The 10,593-nt window shown below is 39.9% G+C and carries 9 protein-coding genes; 7 read left to right on the forward strand and 2 right to left on the reverse strand.

Annotation, left to right across the window (positions count from 1 at the left end; translation table 11 throughout):
- Window positions 1-23 precede the first annotated feature (23 nt).
- Window positions 24-371, reverse strand: a complete 348-nt coding sequence (rnpA, locus tag ACIFOT_RS09190; RefSeq protein WP_430064014.1) for a ribonuclease P protein component — start codon at window positions 369-371, stop codon at window positions 24-26.
- Window positions 372-514: 143 nt separating this feature from the next.
- On the reverse strand, window positions 515-649 hold the full coding sequence (rpmH, locus tag ACIFOT_RS09195) for a 50S ribosomal protein L34 (protein WP_223595391.1): 135 nt from the start codon (window positions 647-649) through the stop codon (window positions 515-517).
- A 692-nt stretch (window positions 650-1,341) separates the two neighbouring features.
- On the opposite strand from rpmH, the gene dnaA reads away from it, so the two are divergent.
- The 7 genes from dnaA (at window position 1,342) to gyrA (ending at window position 10,394) form a co-directional block, all read left to right on the forward strand.
- Complete coding sequence (gene dnaA / locus ACIFOT_RS09200) at window positions 1,342-2,682, forward strand: chromosomal replication initiator protein DnaA (RefSeq protein WP_430064015.1); 1,341 nt, start codon at window positions 1,342-1,344, stop codon at window positions 2,680-2,682.
- A gap of 184 nt (window positions 2,683-2,866) precedes the next feature.
- A complete protein-coding gene (gene dnaN, locus ACIFOT_RS09205; RefSeq protein ID WP_430064016.1) occupies window positions 2,867-4,003 on the forward strand; it encodes a DNA polymerase III subunit beta in 1,137 nt (378 codons plus the stop codon).
- A gap of 148 nt (window positions 4,004-4,151) precedes the next feature.
- Window positions 4,152-4,367 (forward strand): S4 domain-containing protein YaaA, encoded by a 216-nt coding sequence (yaaA, locus tag ACIFOT_RS09210; RefSeq protein WP_430064017.1) that lies wholly within the window; start codon window positions 4,152-4,154, stop codon window positions 4,365-4,367.
- Between the two features lie 18 nt (window positions 4,368-4,385).
- On the forward strand, window positions 4,386-5,504 hold the full coding sequence (recF, locus tag ACIFOT_RS09215; RefSeq protein ID WP_430064018.1) for a DNA replication/repair protein RecF: 1,119 nt from the start codon (window positions 4,386-4,388) through the stop codon (window positions 5,502-5,504).
- A gap of 8 nt (window positions 5,505-5,512) precedes the next feature.
- The gene (gene remB / locus ACIFOT_RS09220; protein ID WP_223595408.1) at window positions 5,513-5,761 is read left to right on the forward strand and encodes an extracellular matrix regulator RemB; all 249 of its coding nucleotides are present in this window, start codon (window positions 5,513-5,515) and stop codon (window positions 5,759-5,761) included.
- A gap of 79 nt (window positions 5,762-5,840) precedes the next feature.
- Window positions 5,841-7,763, forward strand: a complete 1,923-nt coding sequence (gene gyrB / locus ACIFOT_RS09225) for a DNA topoisomerase (ATP-hydrolyzing) subunit B (RefSeq protein ID WP_430064023.1) — start codon at window positions 5,841-5,843, stop codon at window positions 7,761-7,763.
- Window positions 7,764-7,841: 78 nt separating this feature from the next.
- Window positions 7,842-10,394: a DNA gyrase subunit A gene (gene gyrA / locus ACIFOT_RS09230; protein ID WP_430064019.1), complete on the forward strand. Its 2,553-nt coding sequence runs from the start codon at window positions 7,842-7,844 to the stop codon at window positions 10,392-10,394.
- Window positions 10,395-10,593 lie beyond the last annotated feature (199 nt).

Consider the following 10,593-nt stretch of genomic DNA (forward strand, 5'->3'; position numbering starts at 1 on the left):
TTCATTACTTTACAATTATCGCCTTAAAAGTTTTTCTTCAAAACCTTGCCGACCTTTAGAACATGGGTCAGGCTCTTTTTAACCTCAAAAAAATCCATTTCAGCAGCAGGCTTCCTCGCAATAATTACGAAATCATTTCCCGCTGCGAGCTGATCTTTAAGCTCGAAAACAGATTGTCTGAGGTATCTTTTAATCCGATTCCTTGTAACAGCATTTCCAATCTTTTTGCTGACAGATAGCCCAATTCGAAAATGAGCCTGTTCTTCTTTTGATAAGGCATAGACAACAAATTGTCGATTCGCAAAAGAACGGCCCTTCTGAAAGGCTGTTTGAAATTCTTTATTCTTTTTAATTCGGAATTCTTTTTTCATAAAAAAACTCCTTCATTTGATAACGTTCTTTGAATTTTGATAGCTATCCAGGCTCCAGCGCCTAGGGGCTCAAGGTCATAAGCCCCTGATCAAGGCGCTTCCGCTTTTAATTAGAAAAAAGACCACTGAGACGTTTCAGTGGTCTAAGCTGATAATACTTTTCTTCCTTTACGACGGCGACGAGCAAGAACCTTACGTCCATTTGCTGAGCTCATACGACTGCGGAATCCGTGAACTTTACTGTGTTTACGTGTATTTGGTTGGTACGTTCTTTTCATATATGACACCTCCCCGAGGAATAACTCTCAATTACAAATGACAGTCTTAATTATTATAAAGATGTCCACCCCAAATTGTCAACCACTCTCCATCTATTGTTTCCTATTTCCAATTTTCTTTACATACTTTCGCTATGACGAACGCGATGAAAAAAATTTTCATCTCAGATCCATTTTTTCGCACCTGTGGATAAAAAATCGACATATTTCGCATTATCCACACAAGATATTGACAGCTTTTTCACAAAATCAATTCTTGTGGACAATTATTATACACACAATGTTACAGTTGTGGATAAACTTCTAAAAACCGTTGCATACCTTGCTATTATTTGATATTATATTTGTGTTTTCACTCTGAATAACTTCTTCTCCAAAAATGCTTATCCACAGATTGTGGATAACATGTGGACATGTTATTCTAGGTCTCTGTAAAAACTTGTCCACAAGGGGTGGATATTGTCGAAACTCCACTTTATTTCCTTATTATATGTTTTCCACAACCAATGTTTCGTATATTGCTAAATTTATAGATTTTACTCCTAGACTGACAAACCATTTTCACTAAAACTTTGTCGAATAGGATACCTGGTTGAGAAAAGAATACTCCATATACAAATAATTTTTTTCGGAGTTAGACAGCAGCGAAATGTATTTAAATATAAAAAAACAGAAAAAAGGAGGGAAACTAGTTGGAAAATATTGCGGATCTTTGGAATGCAGCTCTAGCCAATATAGAAAAGAAAATAAGCAAACCAAGCTTTGACACTTGGCTAAAGTCGACAAAGGCTCATTCCCTTCAAGGCAATCTGCTTGTCGTGACAGCTCCAAATGAATTTGCCCGCGATTGGCTGGAGGAACGCTACTCTCAGTTAATTGCAGGAATTCTTTATGAAATAACGGGAGAAGAATTATCGGCCAAGTTTATTATTCCGCAAAATCAGAAAGAAGAAGAACTCGAACTGCCAACGCCTCCAAAAAAGGCGAAAAAAGACGACGCGGAATTTTCACCAAACATATTAAATCCAAAGTACTTATTTGATACGTTTGTTATCGGTTCCGGCAATCGATTTGCCCATGCAGCCTCACTTGCTGTAGCTGAAGCGCCGGCAAAGGCCTACAATCCCCTCTTTATTTATGGAGGCGTTGGATTAGGGAAAACCCACTTAATGCATGCGATTGGCCATTATGTAATAGATCATAAACCTTCGGCAAAAGTGGTTTATTTATCGTCCGAAAAATTTACCAACGAATTTATTAACTCGATTCGTGACAATAAAGCGGAAAGCTTCCGTAATAAATATCGAAATGTGGATGTCCTTCTGATTGATGATATTCAGTTTTTGGCTGGAAAAGAATCAACGCAGGAAGAATTTTTCCATACCTTTAATGCTCTCCATGAGGAAAGCAAGCAAATCGTAATCTCAAGTGACCGGCCGCCCAGGGAAATTCCAACACTGGAGGATCGCCTGCGTTCCCGCTTTGAGTGGGGTTTAATTACCGATATTACTCCGCCTGATTTAGAAACGAGAATTGCCATCCTTCGTAAAAAGGCAAAAGCCGAAGGACTTGATATACCAAACGAAGTCATGCTCTATATCGCCAATCAAATCGATACAAACATCAGGGAACTAGAAGGTGCCTTAATTCGAGTCGTTGCCTATTCATCTTTAATTAATAAAGACATCAATGCGGATTTAGCTTCGGAGGCATTAAAGGATATCATTCCCAGCTCGAAACCAAAGGTCATCACCATCCATGATATTCAAAGGATCGTCGGGGAGCACTATAGTGTCAAACTTGAAGACTTTAAAGCTAAAAAGCGGACAAAGTCTGTTGCTTTTCCACGACAGATTGCAATGTATTTATCACGTGAATTAACCGATTATTCTTTGCCTAAAATAGGAGAAGAGTTCGGCGGCAGGGATCATACGACAGTGATCCATGCTCATGAAAAAATATCTAAGCTCCTCCAATCCGATTCAACGCTGCAAAAGCAAATGAAGGAATTGAATGAGCTGTTGAAAATATAACTAAATTGTGAATAACTCCCTAAGACTTGCACACAGTCTGTCCACATGTGGATAGGCTGTGTTTCTATTGAAAATCTTAGTTATCCACATACTAACAGGGCCTACTAGTACTTCTTCTATATTTTTTAAAAAATAATATTATATGCTTGCGCAATAAAAATATGCTTACAGGGAGGATTTAATTATGAAATTTATCATCCAGCGCGATCGTCTTGTTCAAAGTGTTCAAGATGTTATGAAGGCAGTTACAACGAGAACAACCATCCCTATTCTTACGGGAATCAAAATTGCTGCTACAACAGAAGGGGTAACTTTAACAGGAAGTGATTCTGACGTTTCCATTGAATCCTTTATTCCTAAAGAAGAATCTGGGGATGAAATTGTCGAGATCAAACAAACAGGAGCGATCGTTTTACAAGCGAAGTTCTTTAGCGAAATCGTAAAAAAGTTACCGACTGATTCCGTTGAAATTGAAGTACTTGGATCGCTGCAAACGGTTATCCGCTCCGGGAAATCAGAATTCAACCTTAACGGCCTTGATGCAGAAGAGTACCCTCACCTGCCCCAAGTAGAGGAAAATAATAAATTTCATATTGCGACCGATTTGTTAAAAGCAATGATTCGCCAAACGCATTTCGCAGTGTCCACCTCAGAAACACGCCCAATCTTGACAGGTGTAAACTGGAAGATTGAAAATAGCGAGTTAACCTGTATTGCAACAGATAGCCACAGACTTGCATTAAGGAAAGCGAAAATTGAGACTGAAAATAACGAAACCTATAATGTCGTTATTCCAGGAAAAAGCTTAAATGAATTAAGTAAAATAATTGATGACACAAATGAATTAATCGATATCGTGATTACAGAAAATCAAATTTTATTTAAAGCCAAGCACTTATTATTTTTCTCAAGATTGTTAGAAGGCAACTATCCCGATACATCAAGATTAATTCCGAGTGAGAGTAAAACAGACGTGACCGTTAATACAAAGGAATTCCTCCAGGCGATTGATCGTGCTTCTTTACTTGCACGTGAAGGAAGGAATAATGTCGTTAAGTTCTCAACTATTGAAGATGGGATTATCGAAATTTCTTCGAATACCCCAGAGATTGGTAAGGTTGTAGAAGAAATTCAAAGCGGTGCGATAGAGGGAGAAGATTTAAAAATCTCCTTTAGTGCGAAATATATGATGGATGCCCTAAAGGCACTTGAAGGAACCGATATCAGAGTGAGCTTTACTGGAGCCATGCGCCCATTCCTGATTCGTCCTCTTCATGACGAAACCATTTTGCAACTGATTTTACCTGTAAGAACGTACTAAATATTTATACAACCTCGTGTATATAGCTGCCGTACCATCGGTGGCTATATTTGCTATTGTAAGATAACTTTCGAGAATTCTTTGTATCTAAGGAAAAAATTTAGTAAAATAAAGTATTGAGACCATTTTAGGAATGAGGGTGACTTGTGTGCCTGGAAAAATAAAGCTGAGCACAGAATTTATTACATTAGGACAATTTTTAAAAGCAGCTGATGTGATCCAATCTGGCGGCATGGCAAAATGGTTTTTAAGTGAACACGAGGTATTTATCAATGGTGAACAAGACCAAAGAAGAGGGAGAAAGCTTCGGGCAGGTGACAAGGTTCAAATTGCCGGTGTTGGGGAATTTGTCATTACCGAGTAACTAAAGGATGTCCTGCGCATGTATATCGAAAAATTAGCGTTAAAAGACTATCGCAATTATGATGAGTTATTTATAGAATTTGAAAATAAAGTAAATGTAATCTTGGGAGAAAATGCCCAAGGTAAAACCAATGTAATGGAATCCATTTATGTGTTAGCAATGGCTAAGTCGCACCGAACGTCAAACGATAAAGATCTTATTCGCTGGGATCAAGATTATGCTAAAATAGAAGGCAGGGTTCAAAAACAACACAGCTCGCTGCCGCTGCAATTGGTGATTTCCAAAAAAGGCAAAAAGGCGAGGCTTAACCATATTGAACAGCAAAAATTAAGCCAGTATGTGGGGAATTTGAATGTGGTCATGTTTGCGCCAGAGGACCTTAATTTAGTAAAGGGCAGTCCGCAGGTGCGAAGACGGTTTATTGACATGGAAATTGGTCAGGTTTCGCCAATTTATTTACATGATATGAGTCAATATCAAAAAATACTCCAGCAGCGTAATCATTATTTAAAAATGATGCAAATAAAAAAGCAAACCGATCAGACAATGCTTGAAATTTTAACCGAACAGTTTATTCAAATGGCCGTAAAAATTGTCAGCAAAAGATTTGAATTCCTCCGGCTGCTTGAAAATTGGGCAAAACCAATTCACCAAGGGATATCACGGGGGCTAGAATCGCTTGAAATAAACTATAAACCTTCCGTAGAGGTATTAGAAGGACAAGATTTGTCGAAAATGGTAGCATGCTTTGAAGAAAAGTTCGGGAAGGTACGCACGAGAGAAATTGAACGCGGGACAACCATGTTTGGCCCTCATCGCGACGATTTGATGTTTTTTGTAAATGGAAGAGATGTTCAAACCTTTGGATCACAAGGTCAGCAGCGGACAACAGCACTGTCTGTCAAGCTTGCAGAAATTGAACTAATTTATGCCGAAATTGGGGAATATCCGATTCTTCTTCTGGACGATGTGCTATCAGAGTTAGATGATTACAGACAATCCCATCTGCTCAATACCATCCAAGGCAAGGTTCAAACCTTTGTGACGACCACGAGTGTGGAAGGAATTGACCATCAAACCTTAAAAGAAGCCTCCACCTATGCCGTGGATTCCGGCTCTATAAAGAAAATCAACTGAGGTGGAGCATGTATATTCATATCGGGGAAGATCACAATATCCGGGCTAAGGATATTATTACCATCTTGGATAAAGAAAGTGCCAACCAGTCGGAGCTCGTGGAAGAGTTCTTGAACCACCATAAAGAGAAAGTTATGAATTTATCAAAAAACCCCTTTAAGTCGATTATTATTACCTATGACAAAGTTTATTTATCCCCAATTGCTTCTGGAACGTTAAAGAAACGTTCCAGCCAATTGAATATCCAGGAATTTTAATACATCATATTTTTATTGTTTTTTAAAACGAAAATATAGTTATATTTTTGTATGAAGGTGCAGGTGAACAGGCATGACTATGGAACAAAAAGCGTTAGAAGAGCAATCCTATGGTGCGGAACAAATCCAGGTTCTAGAAGGACTTGAAGCAGTTAGAAAAAGGCCTGGTATGTATATCGGTTCAACAAGCGGTAAAGGTCTCCATCATCTCGTTTGGGAAATCGTCGATAACAGTATTGACGAGGCACTCGCCGGCTTCTGTAATGAAATCAATGTGTTCATTGAGGAAGACAATAGCATCACAGTAAAGGATAACGGCCGGGGTATTCCGGTTGATATTCAAGAGAAAATGGGCAGACCTGCCGTTGAGGTCATTATGACGGTTCTTCATGCCGGAGGTAAATTTGGCGGCGGAGGATACAAGGTTTCCGGAGGACTTCATGGGGTTGGTGCATCAGTTGTAAATGCCCTCTCCACTGAACTTGAGGTTTATGTTCACCGTGAAGGTAAAATTCACTTAATAAAGTTTGAACGCGGAGCGGTCGTCAAGGAATTAGAGGTAATTGGGACTACCGATAAAACGGGTACGATTACACACTTTAAACCAGATGGTGAAATATTCACTGAAACTCTGGTATATGAATATGACATTCTAGCCACTCGTCTTCGTGAGCTTGCCTTCCTTAACCGAGGAATCAAAATCACGATCGAAGATAAACGAGTTGAAAATAAACTTAATGAATATTACTACGAAGGCGGTATTAAATCCTATGTGGAACATTTAAACCGCACAAAGGAAGTCATTCATGAAGAGCCGATCTATATTGATGGCGAGCGCGATGGCATCAGTGTGGAAGTCGCTCTTCAATATAACGAAGGCTATACTGATAACATTTACTCCTTCGCTAATAATATCCACACCTATGAAGGCGGAACACATGAATCAGGCTTTAAGACAGCTTTAACTAGGGTCATTAATGACTACGCCCGAAAAAATGGTTTGATTAAAGAAAATGATACGAACCTTTCCGGAGAGGATGTTCGTGAAGGATTAACAGCCATTGTTTCGGTCAAACACCCTGATCCACAATTTGAAGGACAAACAAAGACAAAGCTCGGAAACTCTGAAGTAAGAGCAATTACCGATACTGTCTTTGCTAGCCATTTTGAAAAATTCATGCTAGAAAATCCGACTGTTGCCAGGAAAATTATCGATAAAGGCTTAATGGCTGCGAGAGCAAGGCTTGCAGCAAAGAAAGCCAGAGAATTAACCCGCCGGAAAAGCGCGTTAGAGGTTTCCAGTTTACCGGGTAAATTAGCGGATTGTTCTTCTAAGGATCCCTATGAAAGCGAATTGTATATCGTTGAGGGTGATTCTGCGGGCGGCTCTGCAAAACAAGGCCGTGATCGCCATTTCCAAGCGATTCTACCGTTAAAAGGGAAAATCCTTAATGTTGAGAAAGCACGCCTAGATAAAATTCTTTCTAACAACGAAGTTCGAGCTATGATTACCGCCATTGGAACAGGAATTGGCGAGGATTTTGAAATTTCGAAGGCACGTTATCATAAAATTGTCATTATGACGGATGCCGATGTGGATGGTGCTCACATTCGAACACTGATTTTAACTTTCTTCTATCGCTATATGAGAAAAATATTAGAAGCAGGATATATTTATATCGCCCAGCCTCCGCTCTATAAAGTGCAGCAAGGAAAACGGATTGAGTATGCGTATAATGATAAAGAGCTTGAGCGGATTTTCGCTGAGCTGCCAAGCCAGCCAAAGCCGAATATCCAGCGGTATAAAGGTTTAGGAGAAATGAATCCTGAACAATTATGGGAAACAACAATGGATCCTGAAAAACGAAGCATGCTTCAGGTTAGTCTTGAGGATGCGATCGAAGCAGATGAAACGTTTGAAATGCTGATGGGTGAAAAAGTAGAACCACGCCGGAACTTCATTGAAGCCAACGCACAATACGTTAAGAACTTAGATATATAAAAAAGGGTAGAGGTTTAACCGCTATCCTCCTTTTCTTTTACCTGGGTGGCCAGGTGATCATTATAGGAGGTACCAAATATGGCTGAAACACCAAATTCTCAAATAAAAGAGATTAATATCAGTCAGGAAATGAAATCTTCATTTCTTGACTATGCAATGAGTGTTATCGTTTCACGTGCCCTTCCAGATGTTCGGGATGGTTTAAAGCCCGTACATCGCCGTATTTTATATGCTATGCATGATCTTGGAATCCATGCGGACAAACCATATAAAAAATCTGCCCGTATCGTCGGTGACGTTATCGGTAAATATCACCCGCATGGCGATTCCGCCGTTTATGAAACGATGGTTCGGATGGCGCAGGATTTCAACTATCGTTATATGCTTGTTGATGGGCACGGGAACTTTGGATCTGTAGACGGGGATGCGGCCGCAGCGATGCGGTATACCGAATCAAGAATGTCCAAAATCTCGATGGAATTATTAAGAGATATCAACAAGGATACAATTGATTACCAAGATAACTATGATGGTGAGGAAAAAGAACCTGTTGTTCTGCCGGCAAGATTTCCAAACCTATTGGTCAACGGAACTACAGGTATTGCTGTAGGTATGGCTACCAATATTCCTCCACACCAGCTTGGTGAGGTCATTGACGGCGTATTGGCGGTCAGTCATGACCCTGAAATTACTACTCAAGAGTTGATGGAGATAATTCCTGGTCCGGATTTCCCGACTGGAGGGATCATTCTTGGACGGAGCGGTATTCGTAAGGCCTACGAAACAGGCCGAGGATCGATAACTATCCGAGCTAAAGTAGAGATTGAACAAAAATCGAATGGCAAGGAAGTCATTATCGTAAATGAATTGCCATATCAAGTAAATAAAGCAAAATTGATTGAAAAAATTGCCGAATTAGCACGTGATAAAAAAATTGATGGCATAACTGACCTTAGAGATGAATCCGACCGCAAAGGAATGAGAATTGTCATTGAGGTCCGTAAAGATGCCAATGCTAATGTCCTCTTAAATAACCTATATAAGCAAACTGCCCTGCAAACCAGCTTCGGTATTAATACACTGGCCCTTGTGGATGGACAGCCGAAGGTGTTAAGTCTAAAGCAATGCTTGGCCTATTACTTAGATCATCAAAGAGTAGTCATCCGCCGAAGAACAGAATTTGAACTACGCAAAGCGGAAGCACGTGCCCATATTTTAGAGGGTTTAAGAATAGCGCTGGACAATTTGGATGCAGTCATTACCCTTATTCGAAACTCGCAAACAACTGATATTGCCCGAGAAGGCTTAATGAGGGAATTTAACCTATCTGAAAAACAGGCACAAGCGATCCTGGACATGCGCTTGCAGCGTTTAACAGGATTAGAAAGAGAAAAAATCGAGGATGAATATCAGACGCTCATGAAGCTGATTGCCGAATTAAAAGCAATCTTAGCAGATGAAGAAAAGATCCTTGAAATCATCCGCGGGGAATTATTAGAAATCAAAGAACGTTTCAATGATAAGCGCCGTACAGAAATCCAGGCGGGCGGCATTGAAAATATTGAAGATGAAGATTTAATTCCACGCGAAAATATTGTCATCACCCTAACGCATAATGGCTATGTTAAACGCCTGCCAGTGTCCACCTACCGTGCGCAAAAACGCGGCGGCCGAGGCATTCAGGGAATGGGAACGAATGAAGATGATTTTGTGGAACATTTAATCACTACTTCAACCCATGATACGATTTTATTCTTCACTAATAAGGGAAAGGTATATCGTTCAAAGGGCTATGAAATACCAGAATATAGCCGTACCGCGAAAGGAATTCCAATCATTAACCTACTTGGTATTGAAAAAGGAGAATGGGTGAATGCCATTATCCCGGTTGAAGAGTTCGTGGATGATTGGTCACTATTCTTTACAACAAAAGAAGGTATCTCAAAACGATCACCGCTGACATCTTTTGCCCATATTCGTAATAATGGCTTGATTGCATTAAGTCTACGTGAGGGCGATGAACTTATATCAGTCCGCTTAACAGATGGCACTAAGCATATTATCATTGGAACGAAAAACGGAATGCTAATCCGCTTCCCTGAAACCGATGTGAGATCAATGGGCCGAACTGCTACTGGAGTAAAGGGTATTACCCTAGATAGTGACGATGAAGTAGTTGGAATGGAAGTATTAGAAGATGATAATGATGTGCTTATCGTAACGAAGAATGGTTACGGCAAACGAACACCTGCAGCTGAATACCGTATTCAAGGCAGAGGCGGTAAAGGAATCAAAACTTGCCACGTAACAGAGAAAAATGGAAATCTTGTTTCCATGAGAGCCGTAACAGGTGAAGAAGATCTTATGTTGATAACAACTGGCGGTGTCCTTATTCGTATCGATGTAGCTGGTATTGCAAGAATTGGCCGAAATACTCAAGGCGTCAAACTCATTAGCATAAAAGAAAATGAAAATGAATTTGTGGCCACAGTGGCTAAAGTAGAAAAAGAGGAAGCTGCCGAGAATGAAAGTAGCAGTGAGGGGGAAGAAATCCCTTCCGTGAATGAAGACAACAGCCAGGAAGAGACAATCTCTTCTGATGAAATTACCCCTGAGGGTGATGAAGAATAAGATGAGAAAGGGAGCATACAGGGTATGTTCCCTTTCTTTATAAAAAAAATAAAAAAACCCGTTGACTTTAATTATTACAGGTGATATATTTATTAAGTCGCTTACGAGCGGTTGGAAAAATTGATCTTTGAAAACTAAACAAACAAAAACGTCAACAAACAATAATATTCGTTTCTTTCGAAACGAGCCAACGTTTTAT

Source organism: Neobacillus sp. NRS-1170 (genome assembly GCF_050468025.1).